General features: G+C 51.4%; 22 protein-coding genes and 1 tRNA gene. 19 read left to right on the plus strand and 4 right to left on the minus strand.

From position 1 onward, the window contains the following. Positions 1 to 13: 13 nt before the first annotated feature. The 13 genes from tssF (at position 14) to AC0LWE_RS09410 (ending at position 12,045) form a co-directional block, all read left to right on the plus strand. Positions 14 to 1,783, plus strand: a complete 1,770-nt coding sequence (tssF, locus tag AC0LWE_RS09350; protein ID WP_474265329.1) for a type VI secretion system baseplate subunit TssF — start codon at positions 14 to 16, stop codon at positions 1,781 to 1,783. Next, positions 1,747 to 2,829, plus strand: a complete 1,083-nt coding sequence (tssG, locus tag AC0LWE_RS09355) for a type VI secretion system baseplate subunit TssG (RefSeq protein ID WP_474265331.1) — start codon at positions 1,747 to 1,749, stop codon at positions 2,827 to 2,829. Before tssF ends, tssG begins: the two co-directional genes overlap by 37 nt. Positions 2,830 to 2,864: 35 nt before the next feature. After that, positions 2,865 to 3,389 (plus strand): type VI secretion system lipoprotein TssJ, encoded by a 525-nt coding sequence (tssJ, locus tag AC0LWE_RS09360; protein WP_474265333.1) that lies wholly within the window; start codon positions 2,865 to 2,867, stop codon positions 3,387 to 3,389. Between the two features lie 4 nt (positions 3,390 to 3,393). Further along, a complete protein-coding gene (locus tag AC0LWE_RS09365) occupies positions 3,394 to 5,715 on the plus strand; it encodes a type VI secretion system Vgr family protein (RefSeq protein WP_474265335.1) in 2,322 nt (773 codons plus the stop codon). Positions 5,716 to 5,717: 2 nt separating this feature from the next. After that, on the plus strand, positions 5,718 to 6,203 hold the full coding sequence (locus tag AC0LWE_RS09370) for a DUF4123 domain-containing protein (protein WP_202667718.1): 486 nt from the start codon (positions 5,718 to 5,720) through the stop codon (positions 6,201 to 6,203). 38 nt (positions 6,204 to 6,241) lie between these two features. After that, positions 6,242 to 7,051 (plus strand): hypothetical protein, encoded by an 810-nt coding sequence (locus AC0LWE_RS09375; protein ID WP_219347391.1) that lies wholly within the window; start codon positions 6,242 to 6,244, stop codon positions 7,049 to 7,051. Next, positions 7,036 to 7,563, plus strand: coding sequence for a hypothetical protein (locus AC0LWE_RS09380; RefSeq protein ID WP_202667716.1), 528 nt, complete (start codon positions 7,036 to 7,038; stop codon positions 7,561 to 7,563). Before AC0LWE_RS09375 ends, AC0LWE_RS09380 begins: the two co-directional genes overlap by 16 nt. Continuing rightward, entirely contained in the window at positions 7,547 to 8,281 is a 735-nt protein-coding gene (locus AC0LWE_RS09385; RefSeq protein WP_202667715.1) for a hypothetical protein, read from the plus strand. Before AC0LWE_RS09380 ends, AC0LWE_RS09385 begins: the two co-directional genes overlap by 17 nt. Positions 8,282 to 8,319: 38 nt before the next feature. After that, positions 8,320 to 8,478 carry a hypothetical protein gene (locus AC0LWE_RS09390; RefSeq protein ID WP_202667714.1) on the plus strand — a complete coding sequence of 53 codons (159 nt, stop codon included), beginning with the start codon at positions 8,320 to 8,322 and terminating at the stop codon, positions 8,476 to 8,478. A gap of 735 nt (positions 8,479 to 9,213) precedes the next feature. Further along, positions 9,214 to 9,459: a hypothetical protein gene (locus tag AC0LWE_RS09395; RefSeq protein WP_202667713.1), complete on the plus strand. Its 246-nt coding sequence runs from the start codon at positions 9,214 to 9,216 to the stop codon at positions 9,457 to 9,459. Between the two features lie 40 nt (positions 9,460 to 9,499). Continuing rightward, the gene (gene tssE / locus AC0LWE_RS09400; RefSeq protein ID WP_202667712.1) at positions 9,500 to 9,952 is read left to right on the plus strand and encodes a type VI secretion system baseplate subunit TssE; all 453 of its coding nucleotides are present in this window, start codon (positions 9,500 to 9,502) and stop codon (positions 9,950 to 9,952) included. A 316-nt stretch (positions 9,953 to 10,268) separates the two neighbouring features. Further along, entirely contained in the window at positions 10,269 to 10,670 is a 402-nt protein-coding gene (locus AC0LWE_RS09405; protein ID WP_202667711.1) for a DUF2541 family protein, read from the plus strand. Between the two features lie 19 nt (positions 10,671 to 10,689). Continuing rightward, positions 10,690 to 12,045: a VasL domain-containing protein gene (locus AC0LWE_RS09410; RefSeq protein ID WP_202667710.1), complete on the plus strand. Its 1,356-nt coding sequence runs from the start codon at positions 10,690 to 10,692 to the stop codon at positions 12,043 to 12,045. 289 nt (positions 12,046 to 12,334) lie between these two features. Here the strand turns inward: AC0LWE_RS09410 and AC0LWE_RS09415 are convergent. Together AC0LWE_RS09415 and AC0LWE_RS09420 are read right to left on the minus strand one after the other, a co-directional pair. Further along, positions 12,335 to 12,410: transfer RNA gene (locus tag AC0LWE_RS09415), tRNA-Phe, on the minus strand. A 95-nt stretch (positions 12,411 to 12,505) separates the two neighbouring features. Continuing rightward, positions 12,506 to 13,219 carry a DUF554 domain-containing protein gene (locus tag AC0LWE_RS09420; protein ID WP_059177547.1) on the minus strand — a complete coding sequence of 238 codons (714 nt, stop codon included), beginning with the start codon at positions 13,217 to 13,219 and terminating at the stop codon, positions 12,506 to 12,508. A gap of 397 nt (positions 13,220 to 13,616) precedes the next feature. Here AC0LWE_RS09420 and AC0LWE_RS09425 point away from each other — a divergent pair, with 397 nt between their 5' ends. Beyond that, positions 13,617 to 15,752 carry an ornithine decarboxylase gene (locus AC0LWE_RS09425; protein WP_219347395.1) on the plus strand — a complete coding sequence of 712 codons (2,136 nt, stop codon included), beginning with the start codon at positions 13,617 to 13,619 and terminating at the stop codon, positions 15,750 to 15,752. Positions 15,753 to 15,992: 240 nt separating this feature from the next. On the opposite strand, the gene AC0LWE_RS09430 is transcribed toward AC0LWE_RS09425, so the two are convergent. Then, positions 15,993 to 16,685, minus strand: coding sequence for a response regulator (locus AC0LWE_RS09430; RefSeq protein ID WP_219347396.1), 693 nt, complete (start codon positions 16,683 to 16,685; stop codon positions 15,993 to 15,995). Then, positions 16,675 to 18,312 (minus strand): ATP-binding protein, encoded by a 1,638-nt coding sequence (locus AC0LWE_RS09435; protein WP_202693911.1) that lies wholly within the window; start codon positions 18,310 to 18,312, stop codon positions 16,675 to 16,677. The genes AC0LWE_RS09430 and AC0LWE_RS09435 overlap by 11 nt, the downstream gene beginning before the upstream one ends. A 347-nt stretch (positions 18,313 to 18,659) precedes the next feature. Between AC0LWE_RS09435 and AC0LWE_RS09440 the strand changes: the two genes are divergently transcribed. The 5 genes from AC0LWE_RS09440 to citE are packed head-to-tail and all read left to right on the plus strand — an operon-like array spanning position 18,660 to position 23,120. After that, positions 18,660 to 20,021 carry a 2-hydroxycarboxylate transporter family protein gene (locus tag AC0LWE_RS09440; RefSeq protein WP_131486284.1) on the plus strand — a complete coding sequence of 454 codons (1,362 nt, stop codon included), beginning with the start codon at positions 18,660 to 18,662 and terminating at the stop codon, positions 20,019 to 20,021. Positions 20,022 to 20,038: 17 nt separating this feature from the next. Beyond that, positions 20,039 to 20,902, plus strand: coding sequence for a fumarylacetoacetate hydrolase family protein (locus AC0LWE_RS09445; RefSeq protein WP_059177552.1), 864 nt, complete (start codon positions 20,039 to 20,041; stop codon positions 20,900 to 20,902). 10 nt (positions 20,903 to 20,912) lie between these two features. Further along, positions 20,913 to 21,938 (plus strand): [citrate (pro-3S)-lyase] ligase, encoded by a 1,026-nt coding sequence (gene citC, locus AC0LWE_RS09450; RefSeq protein ID WP_219347397.1) that lies wholly within the window; start codon positions 20,913 to 20,915, stop codon positions 21,936 to 21,938. 16 nt (positions 21,939 to 21,954) lie between these two features. Further along, on the plus strand, positions 21,955 to 22,248 hold the full coding sequence (gene citD, locus AC0LWE_RS09455; RefSeq protein WP_059177554.1) for a citrate lyase acyl carrier protein: 294 nt from the start codon (positions 21,955 to 21,957) through the stop codon (positions 22,246 to 22,248). Further along, a complete protein-coding gene (gene citE / locus AC0LWE_RS09460; protein WP_131486282.1) occupies positions 22,245 to 23,120 on the plus strand; it encodes a citrate (pro-3S)-lyase subunit beta in 876 nt (291 codons plus the stop codon). Before citD ends, citE begins: the two co-directional genes overlap by 4 nt. Positions 23,121 to 23,128 lie beyond the last annotated feature (8 nt).

Consider the following 23,128-nt stretch of genomic DNA (forward strand, 5'->3'; position numbering starts at 1 on the left):
AGGAATGTTGTGCATGGATGATTTGACCCTGCGCTATTACGAAGCAGAGATGCGCTACCTGCGTGAAGCGGGTAAAGAGTTTGCCCGGGCTCATCCTGATCGGGCAGCAATGCTTAATCTGGATAAACCCGGCGCTCGCGACCCTTATGTGGAACGTCTTTTCGAAGGCTTTGCCTTCCTGGTGGGGCGTTTACGTGAAAAGCTCGATGACGACTTGCCGGAGCTGACCGAAGGTCTGGTGAGCTTACTGTGGCCACACTATATGCGAACCATCCCTTCGCTTGCCATCGTTGAGTTTTCGCCTGACTGGCGTGGCCTACGCCAGTCTGAAATGCTGCCAGAGGGCTTCTCTGTTCTGTCACGTCCTGTAGGACCGCATAAGACAGCATGCCAGTACCGGACGACACGTGATATTCCGTTACAACCCCTGCACCTTGCGGATGCGCGCCTGCACACCGAAACCGACGGTCGCTCAGCCATTCGCCTGCGTTTTGAATGCCCGGAAAAAGTGGACTGGAGCAAAGCTGGGATCGATAAAATCGCCATCTTCCTCAATGCAGAAAGCCCCGTCAGCTCCGCGCTGCATCTGGCAATGACCCGACGGGTACACGCGATGTATGCCCGTCACGCCGGGACCCACACCGAACGTCATCCATTCGATGGCTGGTGCAAACCCATGGGCTTTGATGACAATGACGGTCTCTGGAAGAAAGCCGATACCGCCTTCAGTGGTTATCAGCTGCTGCTGGAGTATTTCAGCTTCCGTCCAAAGTTTATGTTCGTTGAACTGCGCGGCCTCGACACTATCGGGCTCACTGCGGCCAGCACGTGGTTTGAAATCGACATTGTGCTCAGTGAGGCTTGGTCATCCGATCTGCCTTTCGAGACGGAAAACTTCCGCCTCCACTGTGCACCGGTCATAAATCTCTTTGCCCTGGAAGCCGACCCGCTGACCCTGGATCCGCTCGATAATGAATATCTGCTCAGGCCGCTGCGTCTTCAGGATGGCCACACCGAGATTTACAGCGTCGATAACATCCACGGTGCGGTGAAAAATGGCAAACACCCCTATGTACCCTTCACCAGCTTCCGGCACCGGGGCGGTATGATGCGCCACGATGCCCCTGAGCGTTACTTCCATACCCGCGTGAAACGCGGCCCCTCTGGTCTGTATGACACCTGGCTCATTCTCGGGGGGCGCTCGTTCGAGCTGGAGCAGCTGTCTGATAAACCAGAATCCCTCTCGATGCGAATTACCGGTACCAACGGGCAACTTCCACGCAAAGCGCTGGAAAGTACGCTGCTGGACAGGGTGGTCAAAACCGGCAAAGTGCCTGTCAGGGTACTGAACGTCACTGCCCCGACGATGCCGCTATATCCCCCGGCAAACGACCGCTTCCACTGGCGTGTCATGAGTCATCTGGGATCAAACTTCCTCAGCATGATGGATAACCCTGAAGTCCTGCGGGGGACGCTGGCACTGTACGACTGGACCGACGACGAGATGAACCGACGCAGACTTGAGGCGATTGTGGCGGTGAAGCACACCCTGATCCGCCGCTTTGAAAAAGGTTTTATGCTCCGGGGCGTGGACATCGAGGTTACGCTGAACATGGATAATTTTGCAGGCGAAGGTGATGTGAATCTCTTCGGAGAAATGCTGCATCGCTTCTTTGCACTCTATGCGGATATTCACCTTTTCAACCAGCTCACGCTGGTGCTGCAACCGACAGGAAAACGACTGAGATGGCGCGAGAATCACAGCCAGCAAATACCGGGCTGACGTTAACCCTTAACAAAGATATCTGGCGGGCCAATTTCTATCGTTTCTGCCAGCTGCTGGAGCAGGAGAATCCGGACGCCCCGAAACTCGGTACCACCAGCCACCCGGGCAACGACCCGGTGCGTTTCAGGCCCTGGCCTGGTATGGGTTTTCCGGTCAGTACCCTGAAAGCGGTTGAAACCGATGAAGACCATCCGAAATTGCCGCCGACCGTGCGCACCACGTTCCTCGGCATGTATGGCGTGGATTCGCCACTGCCGACGATGTACCTGGATGATATTGCGCAGCGTCGCGAAGGGCATGAGGCAGTCACCTCGTTTCTGGATATTTTCAGTCATCGAATAACCACGCAGTACTACCGGATCTGGCGTAAATATGCCTATCCCGCCACGTTTGAAGCGGGTGGGCGCGATGCCACATCGCAGTGCCTGCTGGGGCTGGTCGGACTTGGGATCCCAGGCACCGCCGAGCAGGTCGCCACGCCGGTGTCCCGTTTTCTGGCGTTGCTCAGTACGATGCGGTTGCCCACCCGCAATGCAGAAGGCATTCGGGCCCTGGTGGCTCTGCTGGCACCGAATACGCGGGCAGTCATCACTGAGCCGGATCCGGTCAAAGTCCATATTGATAATCGCACCCGTCTTGAAGCGGGAAACCGCGTCCGACTTTCTCAACGCGCCACGCTGGGCAAAACAGCCAAAGAGGCGTGCAGTCGGGTGCTGATGACGCTGGAAACGGAAGATCCAGATGAGGCCGAAGGGTGGTTACCCGGCGGGATCCTGCATACCGATCTGCTGGTTTTAATCCGTGTTTATCTCGGCTACCGCAGTGATGCACGTCTGCGGCTGACCGTGCCTGTGCGATTGCTCCCTGAGCCTCGCCTGGGAAAGGGCAGGCGTATACAGCTGGGCAGAACCGGTTTACTGGGTCTGAAGGAAGGCAAACTCAGCAATAACCGGGAGAGCCTGACCGTCAATCTGGGTTGCTATGAAGGACTGCACTATTCCGGGCTGCAATCTGCAGATGACGGACATTACCGCTTCGACTAACCACGTATTCCCTCTCTCAATAAAGGAACTTTTAAATGGCAACAGTAACCCGCTGGTGGGCGCTGACGCTTATTGCCTGTGGTCTGCTCGCAGGCTGCGGTCTGACTCAGAGTGTCACGGACGGTACGGTCAGTCTCACGAAATCTATCTTCTACAAAAAAATCAAAACGCTGCATCTGGATTTTACGCCGCGTACGGCCATTAATGCCGATGGTGCACAGTCGCCACTGGCGACAATGGTGCGGGTCTATCAGCTCAAAGATCGTAAAGCGGTTGATGCCGCCGATTACCAGACGCTGCTGCGTAATGCCGATACGGTACTGAAAGACGACGTACTGGCCTCAAAGGCATTACTGGTGATGCCCAACGGCAGCGTAACGCTCAATATGCCTATGGATGGCGAAGCCCAGTTCGTGGCCGTGGTGGGGTTTTTTAATCGCCCCGATCAGAAAAACAACCGCTGGCGCCTGGTGCTGACCCGTGACGACCTCGATCCGGACAAACCTCGCACCATCGAACTGGGTGACGGCTGGCTCAGTCTTGTGCCGGTAAAGGAGTGACATAATGGATAACTGGTTAGCGCTTTTTGACGGGCAGACCCGCTATTTTCTGGATATCAATGACAGCCCGGTAAAGCCTGATGTCCTGCGGTTTCGTGGCAGGAAAGCGCTGAGCGAACCGTTCAAATGGGATATTGAGTTCGCAACCCAACGGGTGAATATCCCTCCTGAACAGGTCCTGATGAAATATGCCTCTTTCCGGATGCGGAGCGGTAAAAATGTCCACGGTATTATCACGCGGCTGGAATGGCTTTCCACCTCAAAGGCTCAGTCTCACTACCGGCTCACGCTCAGCTCCCGTCTAGCGCTCCTGGGATACACCCGGCAGTGCGCCATCTTCCAGAATCAGTCCGTCCCGGCAGCTGTGGAGCAGGTGCTGCGTAAACACGGCCTGGAAGGTCCGGATTTTGAATTTCGTCTGGAGCGCAGTTACCCGTCACGTGAAATTATCACTCAGTGGCGGGAAACGGACCTGCAGTTTATCCAGCGCATTCTGTCTGAGGTGGGCATTTACTGGCGTACGGAAATGGACGACGTGCGCGGTCTGGATACGTACATACTGGCCGACAGCCAGCTTAACTACCGGTTTGACGTGCGCCTGCCGTACCGCGAGCCATCAGGCCTGTTTGACGGCGCGGCAGAATCGGTCTGGGATGTGCGGACCTGGAACACTATAGCCACCGGCACCGTCAGGACCCGTGACTACAACTATCGCACCGCCTCCACACCGATGGATACCACTGTCAGCGTGCGCAATGATGCGGTCACCACCGGAGATCATTACCGCTACGCCGCCCCGTATCGCGAAGCGGGTGACGACGCCAGCCCTGAGCCGGAATCTGAATCTGGCGCGTTCTTTGCCCGGCTTCACCACGAGCGGGAGCTGAACAGGACCGCCCGTATTCACCTGTTCAGCAATGCGGCACACCTCACGCCCGGGCAGGTGCTGGAGCCGCAGGGCAATGACATCGCCGCGCTGAAGGACGGTGTCATTCTGACGCTGGTGACGTTCCGGGGTGGGCGTGATTCCCGTCTGCATGTGTCGGTCTGGGGTATGTCTTACAGTGAGCGCTACTGTTTCCGCCCGGTGGAGATTCCCCGGCCGGAAATCCCAGGCACGCTTCCGGCACGCATCGAGAGTCGGGAAAAGAACGACATCTACGCGCATTTGGATGACCAGGGGCGCTATCGGGTGAAACTGGACTTCGACCGGGAAGGCACGGAGCCCGGATACGGCTACCTGTGGCTGCGGATGGCGAAGCCGACTGCCGGTGAAACGCTGGGCTGGCACACGCCGCTCACCGACGGAACGGAAGTGGCGATTGCGTACAGCAATGGCGATATTGACCTGCCTTACATCGCCTGTGCGCTGCACGATTCTGAACATCCTGACCTCGTGAACCGGGATAATCACACCAGAAACATTCTCAGGACGCCTGCAAACTCAAAACTGCGCATGGAAGACAAACGCGGCGAGGAGCATATCAAGCTCGCCACGGAATACGGCAAGACGCAGCTCAACAGCGGGCACGTGGTGGACAAAAAGGGAGAGTCTCGCGGCAGGGGCTTAGAGCTGCGTACCGACGAGTGGGGAACGCTGCGAGCCGGGAAAGGGCTGTTTGTCAGTGCAGATGTACAGGCAAAAGCGCAGGGCGAAGCGCTGGACATGGATGCTGCGCTGAAGGAAATCGAACAACTCAACCAGCAACTGCAACAGCTGGAAATAGCCGCTGAAAAAGCGCAGGCGCTGAAGGCGGACGTTGACAGCCAGGTGCAGATGTTTGAGCAGCGGCTGAAACCGCTAAACGAGGCGCTGCTGATGTCCGCTCCGGAAGGCATGGCCCTGACCAGCGGAGAGCATATGCAGCTGGCTGCAACTAAAAACGTCGCTATTAACGCCGGAGGCGATATCAGCGCAGGCGTCATGGGCAATCTGACCGCACTGGCCGGGGAGAAGCTCGGCCTGTTCGCGCGGACCGGACAGCTGAGCCTCAAAGCCAGCGAAGGCCCGGTGGAGGTTCAGGCCCAGAATGCGGCTATGCGGTTGTTTGCGGAGAAGAAGCTGACGCTGAGCTCGGCGAGTGACATCTCGTTTGCCGGGAAAAAACGTATCACGCTGATCGGCGGCGGAAGCTATCTGCGACTTGAAGCCGGGAAGGTCGAGTACGGTACGACGGCGACGTATATGCGGAAGGTGAAAAGGACTATGGCAGCGGGGTCATCATCTCTTAGCTTAATGCCCTCTTTAAGTCAGAGTGGAATATGTCTGAGTTGTCTTCTTGAAGCTGCAGAAAATGGTGCGCCAATAGTAATTAAGGGAGAGTAATTATGATTAATGATATGACTGAACATATGTTCACGTTGCAACGTGAAGATAATTCACAAAAGCTATATGCTCTTGTTGATGGCGCACAATATGATCGAGTTTATTCAGATGAGTTATATGAAAGTGAGGGTGTTAAGTCGTTATTCGAACATTCTGAAGATAAAAAAATTGCATTTGCAGGTCCTTGGTTACTTGATATCTCAATCTTAGGTGGAGACTGGTTGAGAAAAATAAAGATTCTTGAGTTGAAATACCCTTCAGTTTCTTGGTTGCTAAGTTCATTGGATATGAGAGATCTATTTTTCTATCTGAATAGAAATTTAGAGGTTATCCTGCCCAATAATAAAGTAGCCCTTCTGCGATATTATGATCCGCGTGTCCTTATTGACTTACCTAACGTGTTGACGAAAGAACAGTTTCAGTCATTTACGGCTGGAGTAGTTACATGGGGATTTCTTTATGAAGATGAATACCATTACATTTTATAACTTACGAATCGTAAATCTAACAAAAAAGGATTTGTTCAATGGCAATAAGTGGGGGCATTCAGAGTCCATCTGAGGTTGCTAGGTGCGAAGATCCTGCAATAAGTGCGACGCTACCATGTGCTTCTTGCTGGAGTAAAGATTATACCAAGGAGATTAAAGTACACACTGGAAAAAGGTATTCGGATCAGCTGAACGCGGCTGGTGAATCGTATGATTATAATTTTGGAACAGTCCAGTATAAATTAATCATCCTCTATAAAACAAAAGAAATAGTTGTTATTGAAATCAGATTCAAAATTGAATCTGATAATGCGGTAAATAAAGAGTCTGTTGCACAAGCTAAAAAATCATTAACAGAAGGAGTCAAGCAATATTGGAATAATCAGTTTTCATTAAAAATTGCCGACCCTAAATGTGGTACAAAAATATTACTAGTTGAGTTTAAAGTGATATTTGTTAAGTCTGATGAACATTATATATTCAAAGTACACGATAAGTTTGATCGTGAAGGTGTCACGGGAAATGTTCTCGATGTATCGAAGGATACTGTCCCATGGACATATGCCCACGAGTTCGGTCATTGTTATGGGTTACCTGATGAATATGGATATAACCCTGACTCGGAAGAGAATGATCAAGTAGTTTACTATAAACCGGATGGGACTCTTGATGCACCAATTTCTGTTCCCTATAATGGAAGAGATCCGAGTGATCCTGCTTCAACGATTATGGCCGCATATGGGAATGCTATTATTCTGAAAAGGCATGGATGGCTTATAGCTATTGAAGCGAATGAGACTTTTGATGAACGAGGTTTAGGGAGGAGAATAGTATGCGATATAGTCTAATATTAATTTTATTAACTCCCTTATATACATCATTTTCTATAGCAGAGAGTCCAAATATGACAGGTAATGATTTTTTCACTATTAGTGTTAGTTGCAGTGGCCAGAAAGAATGTACGTACAATAATCAGAGTGAAATCCCTGTCGTTGTGAGCTTTCGGAATATTTATTCAAAAGGTTTCTATATACCTCTGGAATATATTAAAAAGACAGGGCCTAGTGTCAAATTAACTGACCGCGACAATAAAAAAAGCATGCCATTAAAGCCAAATCTTGTCAGTTGGGATTTAAAGAAAAGAATGGTTTACATCCCTGAAGGGAAAAATGTTGAATTTACTTGGGCTCTATTGGATAGAGATATATCACCATTTATAAATGATGGTGTCGTTAATGTTGATGCTGATTTCAAGATCAGGACCAAAATATATGACATCGCGAAAAATGAAATAGGTGAATTTGTTTCGTTATCAAAAATAATAATAAAAGGTAGTAAACTGAATGAAAATAAACGCTGAGCAACTCGCATTGTTAGATTCGTACTCCACTAATTCTTATGTTAGTGAACTAGTGAAACATTGCAAGTCTATTTTCCCGTTGATATATGAGTCTTTACATGAAAAAAAATTAAGAACTAATATTGCGAAATTAATTGAGAAGGCAAGGCATGCAAAGATAACTCAACGTGGTCCCCTTCAACTTTACTTCGATATGGCTGTTACGTTAGGTTCTGAGTTTGAAACTGATCCAATGTACTCTGACTTTAGCTTTAAGTCAGACCAATTCCCCTCAGGCAATCAATTGGAAATATCTTTATCTATCCATGAAAAATTTAGCACCTACATCGAAAATGTCATTGGGGAAGATAGCAAGTATGCAAAGTATTTTCTTGGCAGGCTAGAAACTGAAAATTTCTCAAACATACATGAAATTAATATTACAGATAGAATGCATAAATTATTATGTGATATTTACCCTCAGAAGTACGAATACTTGGGGCGAGAGAAAACGAATAAACTGATAGATCTTGGAACTAAAAAATTTAAACATTACAATCCCAGTCCAAAGATGCAAGCTTCATATATTATGTTGATGTTTGTTATCGGTCATGGCTTTGAAAAAGATCTCTTTCATCTGAATGATAATATTTTCAAAAGTAAGAGTTATGATGATGCATTTTATATATCAAAATCGAAAGGGGTGATTGTAAGGTTCATCAATGCATTGGTTTTTTAGAGTTAGTGATAAATTCTTTGTTCTTCGAGGAGCTTTCTATGCGAGCAAAAAAAATCACATATAGTGTTAATCACACTGGGGCAACTTATCCGGCTGTGAAAGTTACAGAGTCATCAATTTCTGTAAGTGCTAAAATGTTAGGGGAAAGCATAACCAAAGAGAAGTTGGAACAGTATGGTGTTTGGAATGAAAAATAAAGTGGCTTTAAGGTTTTCTATTTATATATTTTCGGTTTTTATAATTATTGGAGGGTGTTCTTTAGCTTAGATTGTCTATTCTGATTTATTTTTCATATCCTCTCACAAAAGCGTAGGAATGGTTTTTATATCATTCTTTTTTATATTCATAGTATCGCCGATTTTGTTGTTTTCTTTTTTATATCAATAAGGGTGAGCATGATTTTATTTGCATTGGGTTTGTTGTATTTGTTTTTTGAGTGGTTCGCAGTACATCTTCTCCGCGTTGTTCTTATGGGATGCTTCTTTTTAATTGGATATGTTTTTGCGGTAAAAGTAAATGCATATTTCACCCAATAGTAAAAGAACATGGATAGAAAACTTGCATCACTTTACGAGCTCCTTGCTAGTAGTTAATTCGGCTCTGCTGGGCGTTATGATGCGGGCTGAATTGCGGATTACATAGATGAAAATTAAATTTATTTATTTTTTGGAAAAAATAATAATCTTAAAAAATTACCCATCCTCAGGTTTTGAAGTCATGTCAAAATCGAAAAATACATACCCATTTTTTGTGTTTGGAAGGTAACAATGTATATGCATATTCATTAAGATTTATGGCTAAACCTTGCGATGTAGAGGAAATAGAAAGTGTAATAGAGTCTTCTCTTCGAAAAAATAACAAATGAAAAGGTGTTTTTAATCCATAATGAGAAGGTATTACACTATTTTAAATTCATTGGTTTTGGTCAAACAGTGATTGATATAATTACCAATGATAATCATTTAATTAAAAGCCTATGCGATGAGTACTTTGAATCGCCAGCTCTTGATACTGTTTTTCCATATTGCGATTTTGAGTCAGTGGGCAGCTTGCAAGGGGAGATGGAGCTGTGGTGGAACGATTACTGGTCTCCTTTTTGGATATCTCTGTCGGAAGAAGAGAAAGAGAAATACTTAGAGCGTATTCAAAGTAAAGATATTCAGAATAGAACTCAGTAAATTAACTTGTTCTTTAATCTTTAAATAAACCCACTGGAACATGAATCATAAAATGCCATCTCTATATGAAATACTAACTGGAAACTTTTCCGGTGATCTTTCCTTTGACCAGATCAATGAAGAAGACCAGGTCATTTTATCCGTACTGGATAATATTCAACGAATCTTGAACTCTCGCGCCGGTACCATATCCCATCTACCCGATTATGGTTTGCCCGATATGACCAAAATTCTCCACGGTATGCCGGGCACTGCTCATGAACTGATTGAAACGCTTGCTGGGGTCTTATTGAAATATGAGCCTCGGTTGCTTTCATTGAATGTAACATTACTTGATCAGGAAGTGCCTAGCGAACTGCGCTACACCATTGATGCTGAACTTAGAGGCGTTGGTCTGGTGCGCTACGGTACTGAGTTTATGCCGGAAGGCAAAATCCTTATCCGACATCTCCGGCAACAACAATTTATGACCCGCCAGAGTATCTGGTCATAGCCGTTTCAGTAATCAAAGATATTTTATGGCAAAACTTATCACCTCCATGACGTTCTGTGCTGACAGAATGACTGCCGGTGAAAAGCGTGTAGCACGGTGCCTTGAAACTCATTTCAGAGATGATTGTCTAATTTGGTATTAAATTCCTGTCGAGCACAACTACCGCCATACGGATTTTGTCATTATCGATCCCTCACAGGGGCTGATGTTTCTATAGGTAAAAGACTGGCGGTTATCCACGCTTCAGCAGGCCACCACCGTGGGTTGCGGCTCTTTCTTTATCCACACTTCTGATAACTTTCACAGGGACTTCACAATGAAACTTTCTCACACACTTCCGTGCCAGCTGGCCGGCCTTCTGCTGAGCCTTACTGCTCAGGCCAACGACCATAAGGTGCTGGGTGTGGTCGCCATGCCACGCAATGCCACTAACGACCTAACGCTGAAAATCCCGGTCTGCCGGGTGATTAAACGTTTGCAACTGAGCGCAGAACACGGCGACATTAATTTAAGTGGCGCTGCCATATATTTTAAAGCGGCTAAATCCAGTCATCAGACACTGAATGTTCCGGCCTCCATTAAAGAGGGCACCACTACCAACTGGATTAATATCAACAGCGATAACGACAATAAACGCTGTGTGTCGAAAATCACTTTCTCCGGCAACACGGTTAACTCGTCGGATATGGCGACCCTGAAAGTCTTTGGTGACGACTGAGAACGGGGGGAGATACCGAATGTCTTATGACACACGACACCGCCTGAAAACGGGCGGAGACCCGCGCACACTGACTGATTACGCCGCTCTGCGCGATGAACTGAACAAGCTCACGCATCCAGCCAGGCCTGATATCAACTGGACTTACGCTGAACGACTGTGCCTCAGTCTGTTTGAGCATAACGGCATTGAGTTGCAGACTGCCGCCTGGTATACGCTCGCTCGCACTCAGCTTGCCGGGCTGTGTGGTCTGAACGAAGGGCTAGCGATACTGGAGGCGCTTATCACCCGCCAGTGGGGTAGCCTCTGGCCTCAGCCTGTACATGCTCGAATGGAAATCTTAAGCGGGCTGAGCAAACGGCTGCAACAGACGATGCGAACCCTGACGCTGACGTATGCCGACCTCAGCCCGCTGTACCTGGCAGAACAGCACCTGGAAAATCTGGGGGACGTTCTGCAGCGGCTGGAGTTAAAGCATCTGAGCCAGTTGGATGTGCTCAAAGCAGTCATCCATAACGCCGGGGTACGGCTGGAGAACAGTGACGGCGCAACGGACGGCAGGGGTGAAAAATCGGCAAACACGTTGCCTGCCGGTGCAAATGACACGGCGCTGATGGCGGCCTCTGCACGCGAACAGGCTGATAAAACGCGATGGATTTACGTGGCGCAGCCGGAGTCGCCATCCAATATCACAGCAACAGCGCCACCACCGTCACAACGCGTGTGGAAACCGTTTCTCGGCGGAGCCCTGTCGATGCTGGTGGTGGGGTGCGCGGCGCTGTGGGGCTGGCAGTACATCCACCGGCCTGATCCGCTGCTCGTGCAACTGAATGCCTCGCTGGCGCCTCAGCCCGTTGTACTGACCCCAGCGCAGCTGCAGGCGCTGCAATCACACCCACCGTCAGCGGAAACGGCTATTCGCGCCACCCAACACCAGCTCACTCGGCTTGCCCAACTGCCGGCTGGCTGGAATATCACGTACGGTAACCAGCTTGTACAGCAGGTCCTCGCGCTCTGGCCGGAGCAAAGTGCCTCGCTGCGACAACAGTGGCAACAGCAGCTAGACGCGATCGCACTCCCGCCAGAAAGCCTTACCGGCTGGCATCAGGGCATGGAACAACTGCAGCGGCTGACTGACCGTCTTAACGGGCTGGATGAACAGCACGGGAAATACATGACAGTGAGTGAGCTGAAATCGCAGGTGTTTGCCCTCACGCAGTCTTTCAGTCAGACGCCGCCCGTGGAAGAACAGCTTCGACAGATGCAGCAGTCAGGCGTCAGCCCGGCGCGGGCACAACAGGCGCAGATGCACCTGAACCAGCTGCTGACGCGCTACACGCTGCTCACAGACAAGCCGGGAAATACCACGCCATAAGCGCACAGAGCCCGCCAGGCGATATTTCATTCGCCAGTATCGGGAGACATGAGGCTTCACGCGCAAAACGCCCGCGTTCATCGGAGAGTGTAGAGTCTTTGTTTTTTGACCTGGCTGCCAGTGCCATCTGGAGACACTGAATTACGTTGGACACATTCTGGGTGCTAGATGCAACTGGATTGAGAAAAATTGAGTGGAGTTTCGTGGAGCCAGGTGAAAGATAAGACAAGATATGAGGCTAATTATACTGGAGTCTGGAGGAATTCTAACGACGGGGGAAAAGTGAAAGTGGTGCCCGGACTCGGAATCGAACCAAGGACACGGGGATTTTCAATCCCCTGCTCTACCGACTGAGCTATCCGGGCAACGGGGCGCATTAAACCCGATTCGCCCCTTTTCGTCAACGAAATTTGTCATATTCGCTACAGACTGCACACTCTCTCGCCAGTTTGTTGACCGCTTAAGCAAAAAAGTGGGTCCACAGGGCGGAAAGCGGCATGGCGAGCACCAGCGCGGGCAGCATATTCACCACCGCAAACATCTTTATCCCGCAGATGCGCAAACCGGTTGCCAGCAGCAGCAAGCCGCCAACAGCGGTAAAATCCGCCATCATCGCGGGTGTGGTAAACGGCAAAATCAGCGTGGCACAGCTGGCGAGAGCGAGCTGAATCGCCAGCATCGGAACGCAAATCGCGGCAACCGCAATGCCGAGCGTCGTGGCGAAAATGGTCGCGGTGAAAAAATCGAGAAACGCCTTAGCAATCAAAATGCTGGGGTCACCGGTCATCCCCTCTTGCATGGATCCAAAAATCCCCGTTCCGCTGGCGCAAAACAGAATAATGATCGCCACGTAGTTTTGAATAAACGTCTCGTGGGAGTCGTTTTTAGCTTTTCCCGGACGGGATATCAGATTTTTGGCTTTGCCCACCGCACCGCTAATCCCTTTTTCCAGATAGCAAAATTCGCCAATCAGCGCGCCCAAAAGCGTTGCCAGGACCATCACCGGCAGGTTAGCGCATTTGATGACCAGCAAAACGCCAATACCCAGCGAGGCCAGACCAAAAATGGAAGGCATGGATGAGCGAATACGCTCAGGTAATCGTTGGCTCAAAACGGCACCCAGGACGCCACCCAGTAATACCGCACCGGCGTTGATAAACGGTCCAATAACCAAAATACACTCCCACTATTTAATCATTGATATTGCATTATTATGACATGAAGAGGGCCTTAAATGGCTCCTTTTGGGTGCGTACCGTGCATAAGGATTCTTCCTTGCACCCAAAAATAAAAGGTGACATGATTGCGCAAATTTTCCCCTCACGGATACGGAGCTGCCACTGATGATGACGTCTGCCACTGCGCTTAGCCCTGTCCGTATCAGCACGTTCTATCCTACTCTCATCATGCGGTGAGGGTAACGCCTGTTCTTTGCAGGACATCAGTAAAACCAGACGCGCTCTGATTTTACTGATGTCTGGCGATCGGAGCGACGTTCCAGTCAGACACCTTCGTTGGGCAGATTAAACTGTCCGGGGTTTTTCACTCCCCTGAAACGGGTATTTGTGCATATGAAATCATTAAAAATTGCCGTCAGCCATGAGCTGGTTTCCGCGCTCTCCACCCATCGTGAAGTGGTGACGCTGGATAACACCGATTTTACGGATGTGGCGGCGGTCATCATGACGGTCGCGCAAAGCCGCAGCGGTATTCTTGCGTTACTGAAACGCACAGGGTTCCAGCTTCCGGTCTTTATCTTCTCGTCTGAGCCTGTTGAGGTTCCGGAAGGGGTGGTGGCAGTGATAAGCGGAAACGCGCAGGAGTTTCTGGAACTGGAAGCCGCAGCCTGTCGTTATGAAGAGAACGTGCTGCCGCCATTTTTCGATACCTTGAGTCAGTATGTCGCGATGGATAACAGCACATTCGCCTGTCCTGGACATCAGCATGGTGCCTTTTTTAAAAAACATCCCGCTGGGCGGCAGTTCTTTGAGTTCTTTGGCGAGAACGTGTTTCGCGCCGATATGTGCAATGCCGATGTGAAACTGGGTGACTTATTGATTCATGAAGGTTCCGCGAAAGATGCGCAAAAGTTTGCAGCGAAAGTATTCAACGCAGACAAAACCTATTTTGTGCTTAACGGAACGTCTGCGGCCAATAAAGTGGTCACCAATGCTTTGCTGACGCGCGGCGATCTGGTGTTATTCGATCGTAATAATCATAAATCCAACCATCATGGTGCATTAATTCAGGCTGGCGCGACGCCGGTCTATCTGGAAGCGGCGCGCAACCCGTTTGGTTTCATTGGCGGCATTGATGCGCACTGTTTTGACGATGCCTATCTGCGTCAGCTGATCAACGACGTGGCTCCCGAAAAGGCGAAGGACGCGCGACCATTCCGCCTGGCCGTGATCCAGCTCGGTACCTACGACGGCACCATTTATAATGCCCGTCAGGTGATCGACAAGATCGGCCATCTGTGCGACTACATTCTGTTTGATTCGGCGTGGGTGGGGTACGAGCAGTTTATACCGATGATGGCCGACAGTTCGCCGTTGTTGCTGGATCTGAACGAAAACGATCCGGGCATATTTGTAACCCAATCGGTGCATAAGCAGCAGGCTGGTTTCTCGCAAACGTCGCAGATCCACAAGAAAGACAATCATATTCGCGGCCAGGCGCGCTTTTGTCCCCATAAGCGTTTGAATAACGCGTTTATGCTTCACGCCTCGACCAGCCCGTTTTATCCGCTGTTTGCCTCGCTTGATATTAATGCCAAAATCCATGAAGGCGAGAGCGGACGCCGGTTGTGGGCGGAATGCGTCGAGCTGGGCATCGAAGCGCGTAAAGCGATTGTGGCGAACTGCAAGATGATCAAACCCTTTATTCCGCCTGTAGTGGCAGGGCGTCCGTGGCAGGATCATCCGACGCACGCCATTGCCAGCGAGCGCCGCTTCTTTAGCTTTGAGCCAGGCGCAAAGTGGCACGGCTTTGAGGGGTATGCCAGCGAGCAGTACTTTGTCGATCCCTGCAAGCTCCTGCTGACCACGCCGGGTATCGACGCCGAAACCGGGGATTACACCGACTTTGGCATTCCGGCGACGATCCTCGCGCATTACCTGCGTGAAAACGGCATTGTGCCGGAAAAGTGCGATCTCAACTCGATCCTTTTCCTGCTCACGCCTGCGGAAAGCGCCGAAAAAATGGCACAGCTGGTGGCGATGCTGGGGCAGTTTGAACAGCACATCGAGGACGACACGCCGCTGGCTGACGTCTTACCAAGCGTCTTCAACAAATATCCGGTGCGTTATCGCGATTACACTCTGCGTGAACTTTGCCAGGAGATGCACGATCTGTACGTCAGTTTTAACGTCAAAGATCTGCAAAAGGCGATGTTCCGTAAAGCGGATTTCCCTGCAGTTATGATGAACCCGCAGGATGCTAACCAGGAGTACATTCGCGGCAACGTGGAGCTGGTGCGTATCAGCGAGGCGGAAGGGCGTATCGCCGCAGAAGGTGCGCTGCCGTATCCGCCTGGAGTCTTGTGCGTTGTGCCCGGAGAAGTCTGGGGCGGGGCGGTACAGCGTTATTTCCTGGCGCTGGAAGAGGGTATTAATGTGTTACCTGGCTTCTCGCCAGAACTCCAGGGCGTATACAGCGAGAATGATGCCGACGGAATTAAGCGGCTGTATGGGTATGTGTTCAAGTAGGTGCGGGCTGCTGCCCTCACCCTAACCCTCTCCCACAGGGAGAGGGGAGAGTTTTCAGCTTCACTCTATTTTCCCCTTCACCCTGAGTGAGAGGGGATGGTTGTGTCCTTTGTTCTGTTATCACCCTCTCCCTTGGGGAGAGGGCCGGGGTGAGGGGAAAAAGACAGCTCCAGATGGTTCCTTCTCCTCATGGGAGAAGTTTAGGACGAGGGGATCACGCCGCACCATCACACAGCACCCTCACGCCGCTGCGCGCTTATACATTCTGCGCGGATGCCCAATCTTTCCGTAAAGCATCTCCACCTTCAGAAAACCCGACTCGACGCAGTGCTCCAGATAGCGCCGCGTGGTGGTTTTGCTCAAGCCCGTTTCGCTCACCACGTCATCCACCGAAAAGCAGTGCTCGGCCTGGTCATTAAACAGTGTCTGCACCCGCGCCAGCGTATTCTCCTCAATCCCTTTGCTGCCGTTATCCTGACGGTAATTTTTGGCCTGAAGCTGGTACAGCGAATCGACATTTTGCTGATCAACAATCTTCCATACGCGCTGTTGCTCGGCAAATTGCACAAAGCGTTCGAGCGACTGGCTGAGCCGTTTCCAGGAAACGGGTTTCAGAATGTAATCGAATGCACCGTTGCGAATCGCCAGACTACAGGTATCCATATCGCTGGCGGCGGTGATGAAAATGATGGAGCAATTAGCAGGCATCAGCAGAGGGTTGCTGATTAACGTAATGCCCTTACCGTCCGGCAAATAGTTATCCAGCAGAACCAGTTGCGGCTGCAAGCGGGTGAGTTTGGCCTGAGCGTCGGCGAGTGACGAGGCAATGCCCACCAGCCGCAGGCGCGGATGTTTGCTAATCAGCTCGGCATGAAGCTGCGCCAGTTCGTTCTCATCTTCAACAATCAATACATCGATATGTTCATGTTGCATAGTCAGTATCTTCCAGTTCCTGAGCGGGGCGTCGAGCGATTCCCGTGGCGGGAATAAAGAGTGAGAAAATAGCACCCCGAGGCGAGTTATCGGCAATTTCAATGGCGCCGCCAGCCTGGGTAACATAACTGTCGATCAGGTACAGGCCAATACCGTGATCGCCACGCGTTTTGGTGGTAATACCGCGTTCAAATATGCGTTCGCGGATTTCCGGTTTAATGCCCACCCCCTGATCCGCTACCTCAATAATCAGCTCGCGCTCATTGAGTTTTATCAGCACTTCTACTGGCTCATGCGGGAGCGGGGCGCGCTGTGTGGCTTCGATCGCGTTATCCAGTAAATTACCAATAATGGAGATCAGTTCGGCTTCGTGAAGCGGGGCGAAAGGTTTCTCCATCCGACAGGCGGGATCGAAATTCAGTTCAACGCCTTTCTCACGCGCCCGCGCGGATTTCCCGAGCAGCAGACCGCACAGCGTGGGTGAGCTAAACCGTGATGAGATAAAGTCCAGCAGCTCCTGTGCGTGTTCCGATTGCGCCTGAATAAAGCCGATCGCCTCTTCGTAGCGACCCATATGCAACATGCCGGAAAGTGTTGTCATGCGATTCAACTGCTCATGGCGCATGATGCGCAGGTTGTCGACATAACGTTTTACCTGACTCAATTGGGCGCTGAGCGAGTCAATTTCGTTGCGATCGCGAAAGGTGATCACCCAGCCCTGGAGTGAATCCTCCAGCATGATCCGCACCCGGCTGGCGATCACCGTGAGATCGTTAAAGCGGCAGATCTCATCGTGCGTGTCTTTCGCCAGCATGGTTTGCGGTGTGAAGAATGACACCGGACTGATAACGTCGCCGATCAATTGCCCGCGCAGTTCACGCGCCGGTTGCGGTAAGCCCAGCAATTGCCGCGCGGCCTGGTTGATCACTTCGATCCGCAAATGCGCGTCGATAGCGATCACCCCTTCATAGATCGACTCCATCATCGCTTTTTGCTGGCGCACCAGCAGGCCAATTTCGCGCGGTTCAAGGGAGAAGATCTGCTTTTTGATACTGCGGGTGAAATACCACGAGAAGATAAACAGGGCGATAAGCAGCAACACGGCTGCGATCAGGATATTCACCACCTTGCTGACGGTAATGGTATCGAGATAGCTGGTGAGATAGCCCACGGAGACGATGCCCACCACCTGTCCGGCATCGTTGAAAACAGGCGCTTTGCTGCGAAGCGAAATCCCCAAACCGCCTTTACGGATAGTGGTGATATTTTTGCCCTGCAACACTTCAGCGTTGTCGCCGCCGACCAGGGTGGTCCCCACACGATCTTCAAAGGCTGAATGAAACAGGTGCCGACCGTTATTATCCCCAATCACTATAAAACTGGCGTCGCTGTGATCCGCTATTTGACGCATAAAAGCATGAATTGCTTTGATGTCTTTTTCTTCGACCTCTTTACGCAACGTAGGAATAAGCGCAATTTCTTCTGCTTGTATTTTGGCTCGGGTGCTCATTTCTTGATAAAGTTGCCGACTGACGTCGACATAATAATATCCACCCAGTAATGCAAATAGCACTGAAAAGAAAGCCACCAGCGAAATAAATAACTTAATCTGAAACGAAACCTTCATAACTATCACGCAAGGTATTAACGGATTCAGTGAATATATCATCTTTTTTTTGCCAGGGTTCGCCTTTGCCTAAAACTTGTGATCCCTTGCACAGCGCCACTTACAAAAGCATTTTAAGAACTAGACGATCGTTTAATATAAAACAAATAAATGTTATTCGTTTGTTCATTCTGGAAAAGAAACCATTAAAACCACGGCAATAAATAAGTGGTTAATCACATTCAATAAAAGAAACCATTAAAACCATAGAGGCCATTAAAACTTCGGTTTTAATATGCCGTTCCTCACATAAAGCCCGCGTTGACAACTTTAAGCTTAATGCACAAATAACCAAGAGGCTTAATGAGATGAGCACTACTGACGATTCTTTCTCTGTAACGCACGATCCGATAGATATTCAGCGGCCAACGCTCAAAGAGCGCTGGTGGCACATTATGGATACCTGGAAAGTGGGGATCATCCCGCTGCCGCTTTTTGTATTAGCCGGCGCGTTGATTGCTATCGACTGCCTGGGCGGCAAGCTGCCAAGCGACATTGTGGTGATGGTGGCGACGCTGGCCTTCTTCGGCTTCGCCTGTGGCGAGTTCGGTAAGCGTCTGCCGATTGTTGGCAAGCTCGGCGCGGCGGCGATTTGCGCCACCTTCATCCCGTCGGCGATGGTTTACTACGGCCTGCTGCCTGACGTGGTCGTGGAGTCCACCACCAAGTTCTACAAATCTACCAACATCCTCTATCTGTATATCTGCTGCATTATTGTCGGCAGCATCATGAGTATGAATCGCACGGTGCTGATTCAGGGCTTCCTGCGCATTTTCTTCCCGATGCTGTGCGGTGAAATCGTCGGCATGATTGTCGGAATGGGCGTGGGCATGGCGCTCGGTCTTGAACCATTCCAGATCTTCTTCTTTATCATTCTGCCGATTATGGCCGGTGGCGTTGGCGAGGGCGCTATTCCGCTCTCTATCGGATATGCCACGTTGCTGCATATGGATCAGGGCGTTGCGCTCGGTCGCGTGCTGCCGATGGTCATGCTCGGGGGCTTAACCGCCATCATTATCTCCGGTTGCCTGAACCAGCTTGGTAAACGCTACCCGCATCTGACCGGCGAAGGCCAACTGATGCCAAACCGTGCTAATGCTGATACCACGGCTTCCCAACCGGCGTTTTCCGGTAAAGCGGACGTGACCACCATTGCTTCCGGCGCGTTGCTGGCCGTGCTGCTCTACATGCTGGGTATGCTTGGTCACAAGCTGATTGGCCTGCCTGCTCCGGTTGGCATGCTGTTTATGGCCGTGCTGGTCAAACTGTGCAACGGCGCTTCTCCCCGTCTGCTCGAAGGTTCGCAGGTGGTTTACAAATTCTTCCAGACCTCCGTCACCTATCCGATTCTGTTCGCCGTTGGCGTGGCGATTACGCCGTGGCAGGAACTGGTCAACGCGTTCACCGTCAGCAACCTGCTGGTGATTATCAGCACCGTCTCTGCACTGGTGGCCACCGGATTCTTCGTTGGTAAAAAGATCGGAATGCATCCGATTGATGTCGCCATCGTCTCTTGCTGTCAGAGCGGACAGGGCGGAACCGGCGACGTGGCGATTCTGACCGCAGGTAACCGCATGAGCCTGATGCCATTCGCTCAGATTGCGACGCGTATTGGCGGGGCAATCAACGTCTCTATCTCGCTGCTGATTCTGGGCAACTTCCTCGTTTAAGTTTTCAGGAAAGAACAATGAAACTCGCAAGCTTTATTTATAAAGGTCAACGCAGCTACGGCATCGTGAAGGCCGAGGGTGTGGTGAATTTAGGTCGCCGTTTGGGTGACCGCTACAGCGACCTTAAAGCGCTGTTACAGGGCAACGGCATGGCAGAAGCCACGCGTTATCTCAACGATGCCGTTGACGTACCGATGGATGCAATCACCTTTTTACCGGTGATCGAGCATCCAGAAAAAATCCTCTGCGTAGGCATGAACTACGCCGAAAAACGCCAGGAGTTCGATCAGCATAATCCGGCCCCAACTTTGTTTGTCCGCTTCCCGGACTCTCAGACCGGACACAACTCCCCGGTGCTGAAACCGCGTCACTCCAGTGAATTCGATTACGAAGGCGAACTGGCGGTGATCATCGGTAAAGGCGGGGAAAACATCAGCCGGGAAGACGCTCTGCGCCATGTGGCGGGTTACAGCTGTTACATGGATGGCTCAGCGCGTGACTGGCAGCATACCTGGTTTACCGCAGGCAAAAACTGGCGACAAACCGGCGCGTTTGGTCCATGGATGGCGACCGCCGATGAAATCCCCGATCCGCACACGCTTGCGATCCGTACCTGGCTGAATGGCCGCATGGTGCAGGAAGACAACACCAGCAGCATGATCCACAAAGTCGCGGAGTTGATCGAATACATCAGCACGTTTACGCGCTTAAGTCCGGGCGATGTGATCATCACCGGATCGCCTGGCGGCGTGGGTAAAAAACGCAATCCGCCGCTGTTCATGCAAGAGGGCGATCGCATTGAAGTGGAGATCGAAAATATCGGTCATCTGAGCAATGTGATCATGGAAGCGCCAGCGCAGTTGCTGACGGCTGCGCACTAGGTAAGACGCCATGGACAGACACTCCGCCATCGATTTCCGCCTGACCGACGTGGCGAAACATCCGGAACGCTTAAGCCAGATTCGTTATCTGCTGGCGGACAGCGGTCTGGGGCTGGACAACGACATCACCCTGTTTGTGGAGGCGTGGTCCGGTACGCAACTGGTGGGATGTGCGGGTCTCGCCGCAAACGTCATCAAATGCGTGGCCGTCGATGAGCAGCTGCGCGGCGTGAATTTGAGCGCACGCCTGCTGGCTGAAGTGGAGAACGCCGCGCTCGCGCGCGGCCATTTCCACCTCTTTCTGTGTACGCGTCCGTGCAACAAAGAGCGCTTTGCCCGCAGCGGTTTTTGGCCGATTGCCCAAAGCGGTAATAACGCGGTCCTGCTGGAAAATACCCCGCAGGGGATTGAGCGCTACTGCCGCTCGCTGCGTGGTCTGCAGAAACGGGGTGAGAAGATTGGCGCGATTGTGATGAACGCCAACCCCTTCACCCTCGGGCATCGTCATCTGGTGGAGCAGGCGGCTCAGCAGTGTGACTGGCTGCACCTGTTTGTGGTACGTGAAGACGCGTCATTCTTCTCGTTTCGCGATCGTCTGAAGATGGTGCGCGCAGGAGTGGCCCATCTGTCGAACGTATCCGTTCATGAAGGATCGCAATACATCATCTCGCGCGCCACTTTCCCGGCCTATTTCCTCAAAGAGAGCGGCAAAGTGCAGCAGGCGTGGAGTGAAATCGACGTGCTGATTTTCCGTGATTTTATCGCGCCCGCGCTGGGGATTACCCATCGGTTTATCGGATCAGAACCGTTTTGCGATATCACTCGCCAGTACAACCAGACGCTGCATCAGCTGCTCACTCCGCAAATTGAGGTGGTGGAAATGCCGCGCATTAAGGCCACCGGAAATGCTATTTCGGCATCGGAAGTGCGCCGTTTACTCAAGACACAGCAGTTTTCCCGCATTCGGGAGATTGTCCCGGAGTCCACTTTCGCGCATCTCGAAGCGCACTACAGCGCGCGTGCGGAAGTCGCATAACTATCAGGAATTTATCATGAAAATTGTAAGGGAGGCGCTGGCCGGAACGCAGGAGTCCAGCGACCTGATGGTGAAAATCGCCCCCGCCGACGGCGAGCTGGAGATTGTCATCCACAGTGAAGTGATTAAGCAGTTTGGCGATCAGATTCGCCAGGTGGTCAATGAAACGCTGCACGCGCTGGAGGTGCGTCAGGGTTTGATCATCGTTGAAGATAAAGGGGCGCTCGACTGTGTGATCCGCGCCCGCCTGCAAAGCGCGGTTCTGCGCGCGGCTGAAGCACAGCCTATCGACTGGAGCAAAATGTCATGAACAAACTCCGTCGCAGTATGCTGTTCCTGCCTGGCGCGAACGCCGCCATGCTTTCGACCGCATTTATCTATCGTCCTGACTCCATCATGTTTGACCTCGAAGACGCCGTCGCGCTGCGCGAGAAAGATACCGCGCGTCTGCTGGTGTTCCACGCTCTGCAGCACCCCATGTATCGGGATATCGAAACCGTGGTGCGCATTAACCCGCTGAACACGCCGTTTGGTCTGCTGGATCTTGAAGCCGCCGTCCAGGGTGGCGCGGATGTAATACGTCTGCCAAAAACCGATACGCCGGAAGATATCCATGAACTGGAAGGCCATCTGGAGCGCATCGAACGCGAGTGCGGTCGCGAGGTGGGCACAACCCGCGTGATGGCAGCCATTGAATCGGCGATTGGCGTTATCAACGCCGTGGCAATTGCCCGCAGCACGCCGCGCCTGATCGGCATCGCGCTGGCGGGTTTTGATTATGTGATGGATATGCAAACCGAACGCGGCGACGGTACCGAGCTCTTTTACGCTCGCTGCGCCGTGCTGCATGCCGCACGCGCGGCGGGCATCGACGCATTTGACGTGGTGTGGTCAGACGTCAACGACGAAGCGGGATTCCTGCGCGAAGTCGAACTGATCCGCAAGATGGGCTTTAACGGCAAATCACTGATCAACCCGCGCCAGATCGATCTGCTGCATAACGCTTACGCGCCAACCCAGCAGGAAGTGGATCACGCTATGCGGGTGATCGAAGCGGCGGAAGAGGGCGCGCGCAACGGCCTGGGCGTCGTGTCGCTCAACGGCAAAATGGTGGATGCCCCGATTATTGACCATGCCCAGAGAGTGCTGGAACGTGCAGCGGCCTCCGGCGTGCGTCGCTAAGGATGACA

It is taken from the genome of Lelliottia sp. RD5 (assembly GCF_056032945.1).